Here is a 17558-nt window from a genome sequence, read left to right as displayed (position 1 = left end):
AAACCTCAGAGAGATGTCGATCGTCCTGCTGTAATTTTGATATCTCGACAATTTATTTTATACCAGAGTTCCACGCCTTGCCCAGTTGTCCAAGCAAAGGCGACAGGCAATTTTCTGGCTGTGGCAAATGAGCGATCGGTCTCATCATTCTTCAACGTTTCTGTAGATTGCGATCGACAGCAGTCGATCGTTTTCGAGGGCGAGCCGATCGCACTTTCGCATTGGTTGAAAGCCTCTCCCTTTTAAATAAAAATTAAAATCAGACGATTCATTACTCCAATCCCTTTCCTTCTTTTGTCAACTGTCAACTATCAACTGTCAACTGTCAAAATCGGTCTTTCATGCCGCGCAATCGAGCGAAGGTTTGGACTGGATCGCGGGTGTTTGCCGCTAATTGGAGGTTGGGAAAATCCCAGCGCAAAAATGGGTTTGTGCTTTTCTCAATACCGATCGATGATGGTATTGTAGGTTGCGATCGGCTGCGAGCTTCTTTAACTGCTGCCAAGCGCTGCTGTAACTCAGGATTGTCGGGATCTACACTAATGGCAAATTGCAAGTTTGTCAGCGTGTATTCGTGGGCGCACCAAACTCTGGTATTGTCGGGCAAGTTCCGCAATTGTTCGAGGGAAGCTAGCATTTGGGCGGGAGTGCCTTCTTTGAGTCTGCCACAGCCTCCAGCAAACAAAGTGTCTCCACAGAACAATTCGCCGGTTTCCCCTGGGTTGCTGGGCGGGAAATAGTAGGCTATGTGGGCTTTTGTGTGGCCGGGTACGAAGAAAATTTCGGCGGTTCGATCGCCAAATTCAACGCGATCGCCCTGATGTAAAAATACTTGCTGTCCGGGAATTCTGCCTCGGTCTTCGGCGCCGCCGTAAACTGTAATTTGGGGAAAGCGATCGATCAGTTGCTGGTTGCCGCCTACGTGATCGCGATCGTGGTGCGTGTTGAAAATTGCGATTAATTCGGCATTGAGCGATCGCACTTGCTGCAATACCGGTTCTGCTTGCGCTGGATCGACCACTGCTACTGTATGGCGATCGGGGTCGTGCAGCAAGAAAATGTAATTGTCCGACAGTACCGGAATCCGATAGACCTGCATAGAAAACAGCCTCTCTAGAAAAAATATTATACAATTAAAATATTGTGAGCGTGTTCCGAAGACATAATGCAGAATTCTATAATCAGCGCATCTATCTTTGGAAGTAAAACTCTGATACATTGTTTCTGCTGTTCCACAAATTGCTTTGCAGTCTGGTACGGACGATTTTTAGGTCGAGAACTCCCAGCAGCTTTAAATATTCTGACATAAATGCGATCGAATAAATGCGAACATCTCAAAACAAATCCAACGTAACAATTTCCCAAATGGTCGATCGGATTATCACGTCTGGCAAAATCTCTCGCCGGGAACATTTAGTTTTGACTTCTACGATCCTATCTGATGATAAAATTTCAGAGGAGGATCGATATCAAATCAATCGGATATTTGATTACATCCAAATTGGTCGCCTCAAGTTCATCGATTGAGCTGGTAAATTCACAATATAATCCACAGTTGCAGTTAAGGCCGATCCCCCTAACCCCTTAAAAAAGGGGGGGGACAAGAGAATTCTCACAGCCTCCTTAAAAATGGGGGAACAACAGAATTCTCACAGCCTCCTTAAAAATGGGGGAACAACAGAATTGTCAAAGCCCTCTTAAAAATCTGGGGACAAGAGAATTCTCACAACCCTTAAAAATCGGGGAACAAGAGAATTCTCTTTCGTCCTCCTTCTTAAGGGGGATTTAGGGGGATCTCCGGGGCATAAACAGGCTTAACCCAACCGTATTGCAATTTCATCGACAGTTACAGCTACAAAACAACCCAGAATAATATGAGTACAGAAAAACCAACAATTTTGGTAACAGGCGGAGCTGGATATATTGGCTCTCACGCAGTATTAGCGCTGAAAAAAGCGGGTTACGGTGTAGTGATTTTAGATAATTTAGTTTACGGCCACCGAGATATAGTAGAGCAGGTTTTGCAAGTAGGGTTAGTAGTTGGCGATACAAACGATCGCGCCCTTCTCGACAACTTGTTCGCCACCCACAACATTGCAGGGGTAATGCACTTTTCTGCTTACGCTTACGTCGGCGAATCTGTTACCGATCCAGCTAAATATTACCGGAACAACGTCATCGGCACGATTACACTTTTGGAAGCGATGATTGCTGCTGGGATTAAGAAATTGGTGTTTTCTTCTACTTGCGCGACTTACGGCGTACCGCAGAAAATCCCCCTCACCGAAGACCACCCGCAAAATCCGATCAATCCCTACGGTGCTACTAAGTTAATGGTAGAAAGGATCTTGTCAGACTTTGACGCGGCGTACAATTTTAAGTCTGTTTGTTTTCGCTATTTTAACGCCGCTGGAGCCGATCCGAACGGGTTGTTAGGAGAAGATCACAAGCCCGAAACTCACCTGATCCCGTTGGTGTTGTTCGCTGCTTTGGGTAAACGAGATTCGATCGCAATTTTCGGCACCGATTACGATACTCCTGACGGTACTTGCATTCGCGATTACATTCACGTTAACGATTTAGCCTCGGCTCACATTTTAGGACTAGAATATTTGCTAAATGACGGCAAATCAGATTTCTTTAATTTGGGGAACGGCGGCGGGTTTTCCGTAAAAGAGGTAATTGAAACAGCCCGCCAAGTGACGGGAAAAGAGATTAAGGCTGTCGAGTGCGATCGGCGTCCGGGAGACCCGCCTGCTTTAGTTGGCAGCAGCAAAAAGGCGATCGAAACCTTGGGTTGGTCTCCAGAATATCCCGACATTAAGGATATTGTAACTCACGCTTGGCAGTGGCACCAAAAACGTCATCACGCTTAGTTTGTAGGGTGCGCGCCGCGCACCTTACCTTAACCAAAATAGCGACTATGTTGATAATATCTGCTAAATCGGGACAACTAGGCAACAGACTGCTGCTTTTTGCCAATTTCATAGCTTGGGCGATCGAGCATAATTGCACTGTCCTCAATCCAGCTTTTGAAGAATATGCAGAATTTTTTGTTGGAACTGCCGGGGATTCTTTTTGTTGTTATCCTCCTCCATATTTGAACGCAGCAGGCAACAAGTTTGTCAGAAGTAAATATTATCAATTTATCAAGTATCTCAGTAATAAAAAGATATTAAAAACGCAAGAAATTACTCGAAAAAAACCTTTTAATTTGAGCGAATATCAGGAAATTGAACAAATCGATCGCGCTTCTATTGTTTGTTTTCAAGGCTGGCTGTTCCGAGATGGCTGGTTTGTCAAAGATATTCCCAAGTTACACAAGTACGCCAACGAGATTAGAGCCTACTTTGCGCCCTTAGAGCGATATACAATTAATGTAGATCGTTTGATATTAAATGTCAAAAAAAACTCCGATCTAATCGTCGGAATTCACATCCGTCAAGGCGATTATGCCCAACATCAAAAAGGGAGATACTTTTACACAACTCAGCAATATATAGAGGTCATGAATTCTGTGTTCAGGCTATTTGAAGGGGGAAAAATTAAGTTTTTGATTTGTTCTAATCTTCAGCAAAATCGAAGTTTGCTTGAGAATTTCAACTGTGAATTTAGTAGCGGCCACTTAATTGAAGATATGTATGCTTTGGCTGAGTGCGACTATATTGTCGGGCCGCCTAGCAGTTATACTATGTGGGCTTCTTTTTATGGAGATAAACCTCTTTACATGATTAGAAATGTCAATAAAACAATTGACCTCAAAGATTTTGTACATTATTATGAGTGGCAAGGAGTTTTTCACGAGCGAGATGACTGGAGTGAGAGCTTTTGGGAGTGGACACACTGAGTTCAGTTGACTGTTGACTGTTGACTGTTGACTGTTGACAAAAAAAGGAAGAGGATTGGAGTAATGAATAGTCTTATTTTAATTTCTCCCGATCGGGGTTCCAGCTTTCAATCAATTATTTCTGGTAAATCAAACTAAATCCATCTAATTAAACGTAAAATAGGCTAGACAAAAAGCTTACTTTGTATGTCTGTCTTCTTCTTTCCTTCGGCTATCCTGGCCGACAAGTCTTCCTTCCTTCTTCTTCCTACTTCCATCCGTTACATCCGTTACACAATCCGTTACCGAACTCTCTACTTCCATCCGTTACATCCGTTACACAATCCGTTACCGAATTTCCATCCGTTACATCCCGTACATTGCTCGTTGCCGAACTTCCTTCTTCTTATGAATTCAAATAAATTAGAAAGCCAGGGATTTATCACTATTTTAACAGGTCTTTACTCTTTCCAAGATTGCGTTCATTTTCTAGCGTCCGTCAGGAAATTTCACCAGGAACCAATTATTATTTTAATAGATAGAGTACCTCGAATTTTATATCCTTTACTTCAGGTGTTTGGAAATGTCATATTGCAAAGAGCACCCTCTCACGAAAATCCTGTTTTAGCATCGCGCCAAGCCAAGCTGGCTTTGTACGAAGAATCTCTATTTGAGAAAACTATTTATATGGATTGCGATATTTGTTTGCTGTCGCCAATAGATGAGGTTTTCGGCTATCTTGATGAGGTAGATTTGTTGGTGACGGAAGATGTGCAGCCTGCGATTGCGAAAGCGAGCAATTTATTAAGAGTCAAGCAAGATATTCTGTCAACCTTGCAGTCTGTGGGATTGCCGCTGAACAAAAATACCATTCAATATAATGGCGGATTTATCGCTTTTACGAAAAGCAGCACAAATCAGGAATTGTTCGCAGAATTTAAGAAATATTTCGAGATAGTAGTTGCGAATCAAAATGTGCTACTGTTGAAAGACCAGGGTGCTTTTGCTGCTGCTATTGAATCTGTGAAACCGCAAATGAGAACATTGTCCCCTGTTTACAACTATTTGGATAAGTGGAAAGATGCTTATGCGATCGACAAACCGATAAAAGTCATGCACTGCACCTATCCCTACCGCCCGCAGTACGCAAAGAACGTCACGCGATCGCTTTTTACTCGAATAGTCGATCGCACTGCTAAAATATTTTTACCAAATCAAATTAACAATCCTTGGCGCTTAAAATAAACTTCAGCACTATAACAACCGCAGCCTAATTTGCAAACATAGCACGCACGCACACTCTCTCTTATCTCTCTGCGCCCTCTGCGCCCTCTGCGGTTAAAAATCACAAAATATAAATAGGATCGCCCTAGATACCGTGCAACATTATACCAAAGAATTATATCAATACTTACAAACAACTGCACAAGAATCCGCCACAGAAATTATCCCTATCCTTTGGGAATTCGTGCAACCCAAACGAGTAATTGATGTCGGTTGCGGTACGGGGACTTGGCTGTCCGCATTCCAAGAATTCGGCGTTAAAGATATTCTCGGAATAGACGGTGATTGGGTAGATATCAAAATGCTAGAAATCCCTACAACCAACTTTTTAGTATTAGATTTAACCCAACCTTTGCGCGTCGAACAACAATTTGATTTAGTTGTTTCTTTAGAAGTAGCAGAACACTTGCCCCCAGAGTGCGCCCGAGTATTTATAGAGTCTTTAGTGAAGCTTGGCCCAGTGATTTTATTCTCTGCCGCAGTACCATTTCAAGGGGGAACAAATCACGTTAACGAACAGTGGCCAGATTATTGGGCGAAACTCTTTCAAGAGCAAGGATATGTGGCGATTGACTGCATAAGAAATAAAATATGGCAAAATGAGCGAGTCAAATGGTACTACGCCCAGAATATACTTATATTTGCGAATCGGGAATATTTAACAACAAATCCAGTCTTGCAAAAAGAGGCAGCTAGAACTAACATTTTTCAGCTTTCCTTAATTCATCCGCAGCTTTACTTGCGAACGGCATCAGCAGCTACCAAATTAAGACAAGAAATCAAAGATATTTTAGCCTTAAAAGATCCAAGGATTTCACTGAAAAAAATATTTTTTGCTTTGCTACCCTTGACAAAAGCTCGTTTAAGCAGGAAAATAAAGCAACTTTTTTAATAAAAAATTACCAAGTGAAAGTTTCATTAGTGGTGAGCGATTTGTCTGGAGGAGGTGCAATTCGTGCTTTTCTACTAGCTCAAGTCCTAATCGAGCTTAAATGTGATGTAGAAGTTGTGGGATTTCAGTTTGGTAAGGAATTGTATGCTATTCCTCCGAGAGGTATCCCGGTATGTGCGATACCGGGGAAAAACTATCCAGGGTTTTTGATGGATGTTCAAAAATTATTGAAAAAAATCGATGGGGATATTATTTATGCAGTGAAGCCTAAGCCTACAAGTTTTGGTTTATCGCTGCTCAAAAAACTCGATACTCGCCGCCCTCTCATTTTAGATATTGATGACTGGGAACTTAGCTGGTTTGGCGGCGACGAATGGAAATATCGCCCTTCTTTTAAGCAACTTTATCGAGATATTTTTAAACAAAATGGTCAGTTGCGAGAACCGGATCATCCGCTGTACATCCAGTGGATGGAAAGTTTAGTTGGCCGTGCTGATGCTGTCACCGTTGATACTGAGTTTCTCAAACAGCGTTTTGGTGGTGTATATTTGCCTAATGGGAAGGATACTGAAATGTTCGACCCTGCTAAATACAATCCTGAATTGAGCAGAGAGCGTTACGGCTTGTCCGACTATAGAGTTCTGATGTTTCCCGGGGCGCCGCGAGCTCACAAAGGTGTTGAGGATGTTTTGATGGCCCTCGAACAGTTAAATGAGCCCGATTTAAAATTAGCGATCGTCGGTGGAAGTCCTTATGATGATTATGATGATAGACTTATGGAACAATGGGGTCGTTGGGTTATTAAACTGCCAAAATTTCCTGTGGAAACGATGCCGGAAGTTGTAGCGGCTGCTCACGTTGTCGTTGTTCCTCAGCGAGACACTCTGACAGCGGTGGCTCAGTTTCCACTCAAGCTGACAGATGGCATGGCAATGGCTAAGCCTGTTTTGTCTACGCGCGTGGGAGATATTCCAGCAATTTTAGGCGGAACAGGTTATTTAGTCGAACCTAGTTCTCCCGATCAAATTTCCCAAAAAATTAAATGGATATTTCAAAATTTTACAGCCGCCAATTTGCAAGGAATGAAAGCTCGGGAAAGATGCGTGAAAAAATATAGTATTCAAGCAATGGCACCGATACTTTCAGATCTAATTGCAGGTAGCTATAGGTGAGATTGTAGCGACTGAATGGAGGAAGAAAAACTGGCTGGAATTAAAGAATATTTTGAGATGCCGTACTGTTTAGCTGGGAATGCTTCATGTCTGCCAATAAGCTACTCCTAAAATTTGCCAGACGATATCCGGGCAGGATTGTGTTAACTGTGATGCTGGGCTTTGCTGGGGCTTTATTCAGCGGTATCAGCACTACTCTGATTGTACCAGTGCTTTTAATTTTTTTGGGGGAAGCTATCGAGCTGCGCGGCGCTCCACCTCTGATTAAAAGTTTGATGTATCCCTTTGAGGGAATGCCGGAAAATCAGCGTTTAATGTTGATGACCGGGGCGATTGTTATGACAATTATATTCAAAAATCTTGCTGGCTATATTAATACTTTAGTCGCCACTTCTCTGACGCGCTCTCTGACTTTTGATTTGCGAGAAGCAGGTTTGCAGTTGTTGTTAGAAGTAGATTTAGATTTTTATTCTAAAACTAAAGTCGGGGATTTAATTAATAGATTGGGCGGAGAGATTGGCAGGACTGCGAGTGCAGTTGGTACGGCAATCGGAATGTTTACTACCTCAATCACTGTTTTGGTGTTTCTGGGTTTGCTGCTTTCTATATCGTGGAAGTTGACCTTGACATCTACGCTTTTGTTGGGATTGGTTGCTTGCACAAATCAATATATTATTAACCGTTCTAAGCACTTTGGTCTCGTGCTTTCTGAAATGTCGAAAGATTATTCGGTGAGGGTGCTGGAAACGATGACTGGGATTCGGCTAGTTAAGTCAACGGGTAACGAAGAAAGGGAGTATCAGCGGATTAAGCATTTAATTCAAAGGCGAGAACACGCGGATTTTCAGGCTCAGGTAAATTATGCGGCGATTGCCCCAATTAACGAAGTTGTTAATTTGATCGTGATAATTTTGATTGTATTTATCGGTCGTACAATATTTGCCAATGAAATTGAGTCTATTTCAACGGTTTTGCTGACCTATTTATTGGTACTTTTTAGGTTAATTCCTTTGATTTCTCAGTTGAATAGCGGGCGCAGTCAATTTGCTAATACATCAGCTAGCGTAGAAGTGGTCAATGATTTTTTGAGCTGCGATGACAAGCCGTTTATGCTGAACGGTTCTGTGCCGTACACTCATTTACAATTGGGAATTAGTTTTAATAAAATATCTTTTAGTTATCCGAATCACAAAAATTTAGTTCTTCAAGGAATTGATTTATTTCTACCTTACGGTACTACTTTGGCTTTGGTAGGAACTTCGGGATCGGGGAAGTCAACTTTGGCAGATTTACTGCCGAGATTTTACGATCCTACTGAAGGTAGTATCTCGATAGATGGTAGGGATTTGCGCGAATTTGAGCTAAAAAGTCTCAGAAAGGCGATGGGTATTGTTAGCCAAGATACGTTTTTGTTTAATGCTTCGGTGCGCGAAAATATTGCTTACGCTAGGCCCGATGCGACGGAGGCTGAAATTGTGGAAGCGGCGCAGGGGGCGAATGCTTATGAGTTTATTGAAGGGTTGTCGGAGGGGTTGGATACTCAAATTGGCGATCGCGGTGTGATATTATCGGGAGGGCAGCGTCAGAGGATTTCGATTGCTAGAGCTTTGCTGCAAAACCCGGAAATCTTAATTTTAGACGAGGCAACGAGTTCGCTAGATACGGTTTCGGAAAGATACGTGCAATCGGCGATCGAGAAACTGAGTTGCGATCGCACAACCTTAGTCATCGCCCACCGCCTCTCCACAGTCCAAAAAGCCGACAAAATCGCCGTGATCGATCGCGGACAAGTCGTAGAAATCGGTTCTCACGAAGAATTGCTAGCCAAAGGAGGTTACTACACTCGCTTGTATTCAATGCAGTTTGCGGAAGAAACCGCCCGCGATGAAGCATTAATTAGAGGTTCTTACGAAATTCGCACTCGTTTGACTCCGATGATAGCTTACCTGAAGTTGCTAGTAGATGAAATGGTTGATTCTCCCGAAGAAAGAGATGAGTTAATCAGAGAATCATATCACTCGGCGGCTAATATTTTTAAAACTTTGGAATTTATAGAAAATACTATTAAACGTCAAGCAACAAAATAGTTATTGGTTATTAGTTATTGGTTATTAATTATTGTTATTAGTTATTAGCTATTAGTTATTGGTAGCCATTCACAAATAAGATTGGACAAATAACAATGCCCTGTTTGCCCAATGCCCTGTTTGGCCAATGCCCTGTTTGGCCAATGCCCCATGCCCCATGCCCCATGCCCCATGCCCCATGCCCATGTCTAAACATTATGTATTTTTCACCAGAAATATCTTGCCACAACCGAATGTAGCCAGCTTAGTTCAAGTTGCACACTCAGCAAATGCCGCAGCAAATCTCGGTTTACCAGCAGTTTTGGTATACCTCCGCAAAGGCTGGAGTGCTTTGAATCCGGTTGATTTACTGGTTCCTTTTCGGCCGCGAAAACCGGACGATCAATTTGCCAAGATTTATAATATTCAGGATAAGTTAAAAGTAGCAGATTTATCTGTACCGTGGCCGATCGACCTTTTGGACAGCAAGTGGACGAGTTCCAGTACAATAGTGTCAAAATACTACTTGCCGATTCACCTGCGGAAATCCACTCAAATCGTCCACACCCGCGACTGGAACTTTGTTAAAGCGGCAATTAAAAACGGAATTCCCGCTATCTACGAACAGCATCACCATGAAGACAAGCAATTTGAGCCGGAAATTGTCTGCAATCCGCTGTTTCAGATTGCTGTAACTGTTGCAGATACTGTGCGAGACAGCATGATTCAAAATGGGATGCCAGCGGAAAAAGTCATTATGCTGCACAATGGTTTTAACCAGTTGTTTCTGGCGAGACAAACAGACGCAGCCGAGAATTGGCGACAGCGATTATTAGCAGGTGGAAGGCAATATTTAGCGGTGTATGCGGGTGGGCTGTACCCGTTTAAGGGTGTGGATATGCTGGTGGATGTGGCGCGGGAGTTGCCGGAAGTTCAATTTGCGATCGCCGGTGGAGACTCATCCCAAGTAACAGCATACCAGCAGCTAGCCACAGACAAGCAGGTCAAGAACATCAATTTTCTCGGCTACCTGCCGCAAAATCAACTGGCTGGCTTGCTGCAAGCCGCCGATGTTTTGACTCACCCTCACTGTCAGACAGAGGCCGCGACATTCACATCTCCTTTGAAGTTCTTTGATTATATGGCATCGGGAACTCCTATTGTAGCCACAGAGATTGCATCTTTGGTTGAGTTTAAATCGGGAAATATAGCTGCCATTTGGTGCGAACCTGATAACCCGCACAAGTTCGCGCAAAGCATTCGAGATAGTTTGGCAAAATATCCGAGGAGAAGCGAAGGTTATGCAGAAACATTGGGTTTTGTCAAGCAGTATTCGTGGGAAAATAGGATTGAGAGGATTTTGAGTTATGTGGATGAAGAAGTGCGATCGTAAATTACTTGTTAGTCTCGCAGCCCGCCAGGGGTTTAAACCCCTGGCTAATAGCAAAAGTCCTCTAAAGAGGACTAAGATTATTAGTTGTTTAATCCAAAAAATATACTTAAATAATAATTTAATTCCTCAGTCCTCTTCAGAGGACTTTAGCTTTGAGACAGGGGTTTTCAACCCCTGGCGGACTGTCGGGTAGCGAGCTAGCCGAATAGCGGAATGAATAACAAACTCACCGACTGACCGACTAAAATACAATACGTAAAATATCAAACTATGACCCCCAAAATCATTGGCACAATCACCACCTACCCAGGAATGAACCAAAGCGATTGGCTGTGGCAACAAACACCTCACAATTTTGGGAAATGGGGCAACATTCAAATGCTCGCCAACCACCCAGAACCAGATTTTTTGCTCATGTATCAATTCGATTTTCCCCGCCAGCCAAAACAGCAGTCATGGCTCGATAAAATACGCCATTACAGGCATCCCCAACCAGAAAACGACATTCGAGACAAATTCCGCAACGTCCCCAAAGAACGGATTATTTATCTAATTAGAGAACCACCTTTAGCAGAAGTAATTGAAATTACCAAAGCCAACTACGAAAAAGCAAAACTTTATTGCGGTTACGTTTCCGGGCCGGATGATTTTGCGCCCAAACCGGATTATATGCCCGCGATTTGGTATCACTCAAACTCGTTTCGAGAATTAAACGAAATGCCACCACCAACTAAAACTAAATCCTGTTCTTGGATAACTTCAGGCGTTAGTCGCACAGCCAACCACCGACGCAGATTAGATTTTATCAAATTGCTGCAAGAAGCAGAATTAGATTTTGACCTTTACGGGCGAAACTTGCCAAGTTGGGCCCAGGGAAACGGCACGGTTAATAATAAATGGCACGCTGTCGCCCCTTACTATTACAATTTGGCTGTGGAGAATTATGCAGAAAATGATTGGTATGTCAGCGAGAAACTTTGGGATGCTTTGTTAGCTTGGAACTTGCCAATTTATTACGGCGGTTCGGCGGCGGATAAGTTGTTGCCTGCGGGAAGTTTTTTGCGGCTTCCCAGTTTGGATGAGAAGGGAGTAGAATTTATTCAAGAGGTGATTGCTACGCCGGATTGTTGGCATGAAGCGAGGGAGAAAATTGCCGAAGCTAGGCAAATCATTCTCCACGAATTCAACTTGCTCAATTGGCTGTCCAATTTTGCATCTTAAGAAATAGTACAAAAAATAGGTTCGTAGTGCGGACTTCAGTCCGCATCAAAGAAAGGACTAAAGTCCTCACTACGAACCTATTAGGGTAATTTAATGGACATGATATGAACGGAATTTGCACCCTAGCCAACGATACAGTCCGCGACCAACTAATTGCCTTGCTCAACAGTATTGAATTTATCTTAGGCTCAAATACTCCAGTCTGCATTTATCCCTTCGATGACCACATAGAGCAAATCAAAGCAGAAATTATTAACCGTCCCAACGTGTTTATTTATGAAGATACTGCATCAATTCAGCGATGGGATGAATTCATGGAAGCAGCCGCACCAGAGCGTTTGAACCGCAAAAAGTTCCGGCTTTACGGCGCGCACCGCCGCTTTTGCGCTTTCGACGGCCCGTTTGAAAATTTTATTTATCTGGATGCGGATACTTTAGTAATGAATTCCCTTGATGCGGTTTTTCAGAAGTTAGAGTCATCGGACTTTGTGGTTTATGATTTTCAATTTCTCTACCCAACTAAAGTATATAACATTCAGTCGCCAAAACTTCTCGAAGTTTTTGAGCAAAATCGAATCGACTCGGAAATATTTTGTTCGGGATTTTACGGCAGCAAGCAAGGATTGTTTGACCGAAATACTAGAGGATGGCTGGTAGCTGAACTCAAATCGGGAGATGCAGAAATTCTGTATGCTGGTGCGGGAGAACAGCCTTTGCTCAATTATATGGTGATGAAAACGGGGATGAACAGCTATAATTTTGCTTGCAGTCTCCCAGATGATGAAAAAACTGGTTGCAGTGTCACTTCCCCACATTTTCAAACCCGAGATAATATTTTGTACGATAAGGGAAATCGCCTGACTTACATTCATTATATTGGGGTGCAGCCGGATTTGATTCGGAGAGTTTGTGCTGGCGAAAATATTGAGTTTCCCTATCGCGATTTGTTTCTGCATTACCGCTTTCTCCGCGAACCGTCGAAGCGTCCGATTTTTACGGAACCGCCTAAGTCTTATACTGAGGTTTCTCGGTCGAATTTGTTAACGAGGGTATTGAGAAGGTTGAGGGTAAATGTTTGATTTAAACCGCAGAGGGCGCAGAGAACGCAGAGTGAGAGAAGAGAGAGATGAGTAGTTATGATGTTGGGGGATTTGATGTGAGTCGCGGGATTTATATTGTTGCTAATGATAAGGTGATGGAAAGTGCGATCGCCCTTTTGGCAAGCATACGCCTGTACAATTGTCAAGTACCAGTTTTTTTGATTCCGTTTGACGACGATTATCTGCAAGTTGCCGCCGCCCTCAGCAGTCTCTACGGGGTGCAATTGTACCCAAATCTGGGGTTTGTGGAACAGTTTACCAGACGGATAGGTGAAATGTTCGATCGCGATTTTCTAGCCCTTCCCAACAAAATGCGGAAACTCTGCGCCTGGTTTGGCCCCCTTGACGAATTTCTGTACATCGATACCGACATCATCGTCTTTGAAGACATTGCAGCCAATCTCAACAAACTCTCAGAAGTAGACTTTTTTTGCTGTGACTACCACCATCTGGGCGAAAAACTGCGAAATGTATTTTCACCCGTTGTCAAAGAACAAAATATCTTTACCGACTCACAGCTTCAAGATGTATTCAACAGCGGTTTTTGGGCTTCCCGAAAAGGCACGATTGCAGAATCGCAAATGTATGAAATTTTGCGAGAATGTTCGCAACATCGAGAATATTTTGACTTTACTCAAAATGTCACTGACCAGCCTATACTAAATTATATGATTCTTAAGTTGATTGTCAAACGCTGGAATCTTGTTAATGATTCACCAGCAGAACCTGGAAGCTGGGCTGGTTCTACACATTTTCAGGAAATAGATTATCTGCTTTATGACAAAGGCAAAAGATTAAAATACATTCATTGGGCTGGAATACCAATTAAATCCGGTAGTCCTTATTGGAAACTTTGGCAACATTATCGTTATTTGGATGAGGCAAAACTAAATTTAGTGCAAAGATTGTTCCGATATTTGTAGGTGTGTTGGGCATTATTTTGATATTTGACACTCCTCGACACATTAGGTACGTTGTTGCGCTTCAGCGCTCTTTTTTATAGAAAACAGCGCTGAAGCGCAACAACGTACCTTTATTATTTGTTAGTGCCCAACACGCCCTACGGGATTAATTTTTTAATGAACAACTATGACTGATGGTATTTATATTCTGGGAAACGATGTGGTTTTTGACCACTTAGTCGGTTTATTGAACAGTCTCGAAGTTAATGGGGCGAGAAATATTCCTGTTTGCATCATTCCCTACGATGATAACTTGCAAAAAGTTCGAGTAGAAATTGCCTCGCGAAGCAATGTTACTTTATTTGACAATACCGATTCCATCCAATTTTGGGAAGACTTCGCGATTCAAGCTTGGACATCTCACCAAAAAGCTCAAAAAGTTTGGCAAGCTAAAGGTTGGGCGCAAGTTCACTGTTTGGGAATGCACCGAAAATTTTGCTGTTTTGATGGCCCTTTTGACAAGTTTGTCTATTTTGATGCGGACACTCTGTTAATGGGTTCTCTGGATTACATTTATCACAAACTTGATGAATTTGATTGGGTAGCTAACGATTTTCAATACAAATCTGACCTCAATTATGTGTTTGATTTATCATCGGAAAAACTCGCAGAAGTTTTTGAGATTGAAAAACTGGAATCTCAGATTTTTTGTGCTGGTTGGTTTGCTTCCAGAAAAAATATATTAAATCGAAATAACTTAGCCGAACTTTTAGATAAATTGACTTCAGGAGAAGCGGAAATTTTGTCTTTGCGGGGAACAGACCAACCTTTATTTAACTATTTAGTCGCCCGCAGCGCTATCTCTTTTTATAATTTTGCTTATCATCAACCTGCACTGATAACGGGCAATCATTGGTCTTCTCAATTTGATGTGATAGATTATGTTTTATACGACAAAGGACGGCGGCTGACTTATTTGCATTACATGAGTATTTCGGCTGCAAAATTTACTCGATTGTGTGGGGGCGAAGATGTTGAGATTCCTTACCGAGATGTATTTCTGCACTACCGCTATTTGAATTCGCCGGAAACACGACCAAAACTCGCACCTCCCAATTTGTTAGTGCGCTTGCAGAGGATTTTCAAAAGTTGGGGTATTCAAAGGGTTAATAATGTTCTATTTAAGTTGCGTATTTTAATCAAGAAGGACTAAAGTCCTTAGTACGAACCAACCCTCTTTGTTGTTGTCAAAGAGGGTTGATATGGCTTTTATCAAAAATATCGGGTATGGCTGATAGCTTACATAACCAGTTCAGCTAAGAGGGCTGAAGCCCAACAACGTACCATTAAGAGGGCTGAAGCCCAACAACGTACCATTAAGAGGGCTGAAGCCCAACAACATACCCATCTTATGGTTCTTCAAAAAAAGAATCCAAGTCTAAGGCTTGGGAACCTCCGCGTTGTAGTTCAATTAAAAGCTTACCTAGCTGAGTCCAAACCAGCCACCCAGTTAGTAGTGTCAGCGGCAGGGCTAAAACATAAGAAAGTAATTTTGGGAAGCCAAAAATTTCCATCCCTGAAGCTAAAAATACGCAAATTCCGCCGGCCATTCCCAAAAAAGGCAACTGCAATTGTAGACCTTTTAGGTTAGACAAAGTACGGCTAGAACGATTTTTAGACCAGAGTTGTACGGCTTGTTTGAGAGTTGCTTCAAAGGCTAAGCCTGAAGCCATACCTGCTAGTAATCCAGCGGTCATTAAAAAATAGGGAGGTTCTGGAAAGTAATACACGAATAATTCTTTTGGGGTAATTGACAGTTGACAGTTGACAGTTGACAGTTGACAGTTGTCGGTTGTTATTAGTTATTGGTTATTAGTTATTGGTTATTAGAATTAACAACTTATAACTCACAAATGATCCTTCGACTAGGCTCAGGGTATTGCTGACAACTAACAATTAACCCTTCGACTACGCTCAGGGCACCGCAACTGACAACTGGCTAAAATCGAGTCAGCGCGGCTGTTCCTGCTGTGGAAAGTTCTGTCAAAGCGCCTAAAGCAACGTTGAACAAGCGACTTGGTTGCAGGTCTTGTTTGACTAAGTTCCAGAGGCTGCCAACTTCTTGGGTGTGAATGCGATCGTCCTCAATTAACGCTAACATTAGCTGGCGTCTCAAAAACGACCCTTCCTCTGATAGCAAGAATTGCAAGCCGAGTTGGGCTGTGGGTAGCAGGTCGAAACTGCGATCGGATCTGGCGATCGCAATCATCTCCTCTAATCTACTCCACTGGAATTTGCCATCTTTGAATAATACCTCAATCAGGCGACGGCGCAATGCCGGAGATTCCCCGTTCAACAATCTGCGCGCTACGTAGGGATAGGCTACCTCGACTATTTTGAAGTCGGGATTCAGCGTCAGGGCTAAACCTTCTTCTGTGACGAGAGAACGAATAATTAGGGCAAATTTGGCGGGGACTCGGAAAGGATAGTCGTACATCAACTCCGAAAACTCGTCTGTAATCGTCTTGAAGTTAAAGTCTGCTACCTTTTCACCGACGATATCGCCGAGGACAGATTCCAGCGCCGGGACGATCGGCATAATATCTGTATCTGGTGTCAAAAACCCAAGTTTTACAAAATCCTGGGCTAACTCTAAATAATCTTTGTTGATCAAATGAACGACAGAATCAACCAAAGTTTCTTTGGTTGTTTCTTCCATCTGATCCATCATCCCAAAATCGATGTAAGCCATGCGGCCGTCCGCTAAAGCAAACAGATTTCCTGGATGGGGGTCTGCGTGAAAAAAACCGTGTTCCAGCAACTGCCGCAAACCGCTGCGAACTCCGATTTCAATTAAGCTATTGGTGTCTAAACCTGCGGCTTTGACACTTGCCATATCTGTTAGCTTGATGCCGTCAATCCATTCGAGGGTGAGAACGCATTTTGAAGTATAGCGCCAGTAAATACTCGGCACTTTTACTGTTGGGTCATCGGCAAAATTGGTCGCAAATTTCTCGGCGTTGCGACCTTCATTTATATAGTCAATTTCCTCGAATAGTTTAATGCCGAATTCATCGACTATCAAACAGAGGTCGTGACCGAGATTCAATGGCAGTAAGGGGCCCAACCATCCAGCCGCCCACCGCATTAAATAAAGGTCGAGACTCAAGATTGGTAGCAAATTTGGTCGCTGAACCTTGACTGCAACTGCTTCGCCGCTGATTAAACGGGCTTTATAAACTTGACCGAGACTTGCTGCTGCGACTGGTTGCGGGGAGATTTCGCTGTAGGTTTCGCTTATTTTGCGATCGAGTTCTGCTTCAATAATCTCAAATGCTCGTACCGAATCAAAGGGTGGTAATTGATCCTGAAGTTTGATCAATTCTTGCAGAAAGTCTTTGCGGATTAAATCTGGTCTGGTAGAGAGGGCTTGACCGACTTTAATGAAAGTGGGGCCTAAGTAAGTGAGTATTTGTCGCAGGTGGGCGGCACGTTCCGGCTGGTGGGCTGCAACTTCGTGCTGCCAACTGTCCCACAACATCCCGAGTACGAAGCCTGCAAATGACCAAATAACGGTTATTGCTCGCCAAATTGCTTTCCAAGGACGGTTGCCGTAATATTGGGCGATTGCCTGTGGATCGTAGCGTCTAGCCTGAGTGAATTGATACTGAGGCACTCGTTTATTTTCCTCTTATTTTATGA

Annotated in this window: 16 protein-coding genes; 12 read left to right on the top strand and 4 right to left on the bottom strand. The window is 42.9% G+C overall.

The genetic code is table 11. The features are described 5' to 3' along the window. Window positions 1–36: 36 nt before the first annotated feature. A complete protein-coding gene (locus tag QZW82_RS25580; RefSeq protein WP_293154802.1) occupies window positions 37–246 on the top strand; it encodes a hypothetical protein in 210 nt (69 codons plus the stop codon). 79 nt (window positions 247–325) lie between these two features. On the opposite strand, the gene gloB is transcribed toward QZW82_RS25580, so the two are convergent. Together gloB and QZW82_RS25570 are read right to left on the bottom strand one after the other, a co-directional pair. After that, a complete protein-coding gene (gene gloB / locus QZW82_RS25575; RefSeq protein ID WP_293154799.1) occupies window positions 326–1099 on the bottom strand; it encodes a hydroxyacylglutathione hydrolase in 774 nt (257 codons plus the stop codon). Window positions 1100–1125: 26 nt separating this feature from the next. Beyond that, complete coding sequence (locus QZW82_RS25570; protein ID WP_293154818.1) at window positions 1126–1413, bottom strand: hypothetical protein; 288 nt, start codon at window positions 1411–1413, stop codon at window positions 1126–1128. A gap of 461 nt (window positions 1414–1874) precedes the next feature. Between QZW82_RS25570 and galE the strand changes: the two genes are divergently transcribed. From galE to QZW82_RS25510, 11 genes are all read left to right on the top strand, one after another. Beyond that, complete coding sequence (gene galE, locus QZW82_RS25560; RefSeq protein WP_293154793.1) at window positions 1875–2876, top strand: UDP-glucose 4-epimerase GalE; 1002 nt, start codon at window positions 1875–1877, stop codon at window positions 2874–2876. A 47-nt stretch (window positions 2877–2923) separates the two neighbouring features. After that, window positions 2924–3847, top strand: coding sequence for an alpha-1,2-fucosyltransferase (locus QZW82_RS25555; RefSeq protein WP_293154790.1), 924 nt, complete (start codon window positions 2924–2926; stop codon window positions 3845–3847). Window positions 3848–4417: 570 nt separating this feature from the next. Further along, complete coding sequence (locus tag QZW82_RS25550; protein WP_293154787.1) at window positions 4418–5071, top strand: hypothetical protein; 654 nt, start codon at window positions 4418–4420, stop codon at window positions 5069–5071. Window positions 5072–5204: 133 nt separating this feature from the next. Beyond that, window positions 5205–6002, top strand: a complete 798-nt coding sequence (locus QZW82_RS25545) for a class I SAM-dependent methyltransferase (protein WP_293154784.1) — start codon at window positions 5205–5207, stop codon at window positions 6000–6002. Between the two features lie 14 nt (window positions 6003–6016). Beyond that, window positions 6017–7174, top strand: coding sequence for a glycosyltransferase family 4 protein (locus QZW82_RS25540; RefSeq protein WP_293154781.1), 1158 nt, complete (start codon window positions 6017–6019; stop codon window positions 7172–7174). A gap of 86 nt (window positions 7175–7260) precedes the next feature. Then, window positions 7261–9261 (top strand): ATP-binding cassette domain-containing protein, encoded by a 2001-nt coding sequence (locus QZW82_RS25535; protein WP_293154778.1) that lies wholly within the window; start codon window positions 7261–7263, stop codon window positions 9259–9261. A gap of 184 nt (window positions 9262–9445) precedes the next feature. Next, complete coding sequence (locus QZW82_RS25530) at window positions 9446–10633, top strand: glycosyltransferase family 4 protein (protein ID WP_293154775.1); 1188 nt, start codon at window positions 9446–9448, stop codon at window positions 10631–10633. A 270-nt stretch (window positions 10634–10903) separates the two neighbouring features. Continuing rightward, complete coding sequence (locus tag QZW82_RS25525) at window positions 10904–11854, top strand: glycosyltransferase family 10 (protein WP_293154772.1); 951 nt, start codon at window positions 10904–10906, stop codon at window positions 11852–11854. 104 nt (window positions 11855–11958) lie between these two features. Further along, window positions 11959–12933 (top strand): Npun_R2821/Npun_R2822 family protein, encoded by a 975-nt coding sequence (locus QZW82_RS25520; protein WP_293154769.1) that lies wholly within the window; start codon window positions 11959–11961, stop codon window positions 12931–12933. Window positions 12934–13010: 77 nt separating this feature from the next. After that, window positions 13011–13877, top strand: coding sequence for an Npun_R2821/Npun_R2822 family protein (locus QZW82_RS25515; RefSeq protein WP_293154812.1), 867 nt, complete (start codon window positions 13011–13013; stop codon window positions 13875–13877). Between the two features lie 166 nt (window positions 13878–14043). Next, the gene (locus QZW82_RS25510; RefSeq protein ID WP_293154766.1) at window positions 14044–15069 is read left to right on the top strand and encodes an Npun_R2821/Npun_R2822 family protein; all 1026 of its coding nucleotides are present in this window, start codon (window positions 14044–14046) and stop codon (window positions 15067–15069) included. A 196-nt stretch (window positions 15070–15265) separates the two neighbouring features. Here the strand turns inward: QZW82_RS25510 and QZW82_RS25505 are convergent, their stop codons facing one another. Both QZW82_RS25505 and QZW82_RS25500 read right to left on the bottom strand, forming a co-directional pair. Further along, window positions 15266–15646 (bottom strand): hypothetical protein, encoded by a 381-nt coding sequence (locus QZW82_RS25505; RefSeq protein ID WP_293154763.1) that lies wholly within the window; start codon window positions 15644–15646, stop codon window positions 15266–15268. Window positions 15647–15855: 209 nt separating this feature from the next. Further along, window positions 15856–17532: an AarF/ABC1/UbiB kinase family protein gene (locus tag QZW82_RS25500; protein WP_293154760.1), complete on the bottom strand. Its 1677-nt coding sequence runs from the start codon at window positions 17530–17532 to the stop codon at window positions 15856–15858. Between the last annotated feature and the right edge of the window lie 26 nt (window positions 17533–17558).

The organism is Microcoleus sp. bin48.metabat.b7b8b9.023 (genome assembly GCF_013299185.1).
In the GTDB taxonomy this organism is placed as follows: domain Bacteria; phylum Cyanobacteriota; class Cyanobacteriia; order Cyanobacteriales; family Microcoleaceae; genus Microcoleus.
Note: the sequence above shows the minus strand (reverse complement) of the source record. Positions and strands in the feature narration are given on the sequence as shown.

Coding starts and splice junctions, on each gene's coding strand:
- galE (WP_293154793.1), top strand. CDS start 1,875: ATGAGTACAGAAAAACCAACAATTTTGGTAACAGGCGGAGCTGGATAT.
- QZW82_RS25555 (WP_293154790.1), top strand. CDS start 2,924: ATGTTGATAATATCTGCTAAATCGGGACAACTAGGCAACAGACTGCTG.
- QZW82_RS25535 (WP_293154778.1), top strand. CDS start 7,261: ATGTCTGCCAATAAGCTACTCCTAAAATTTGCCAGACGATATCCGGGC.
- QZW82_RS25525 (WP_293154772.1), top strand. CDS start 10,904: ATGACCCCCAAAATCATTGGCACAATCACCACCTACCCAGGAATGAAC.
- QZW82_RS25520 (WP_293154769.1), top strand. CDS start 11,959: ATGAACGGAATTTGCACCCTAGCCAACGATACAGTCCGCGACCAACTA.
- gloB (WP_293154799.1), bottom strand. CDS start 1,099: ATGCAGGTCTATCGGATTCCGGTACTGTCGGACAATTACATTTTCTTG.
- QZW82_RS25510 (WP_293154766.1), top strand. CDS start 14,044: ATGACTGATGGTATTTATATTCTGGGAAACGATGTGGTTTTTGACCAC.
- QZW82_RS25570 (WP_293154818.1), bottom strand. CDS start 1,413: ATGTTCCCGGCGAGAGATTTTGCCAGACGTGATAATCCGATCGACCAT.
- QZW82_RS25530 (WP_293154775.1), top strand. CDS start 9,446: ATGTCTAAACATTATGTATTTTTCACCAGAAATATCTTGCCACAACCG.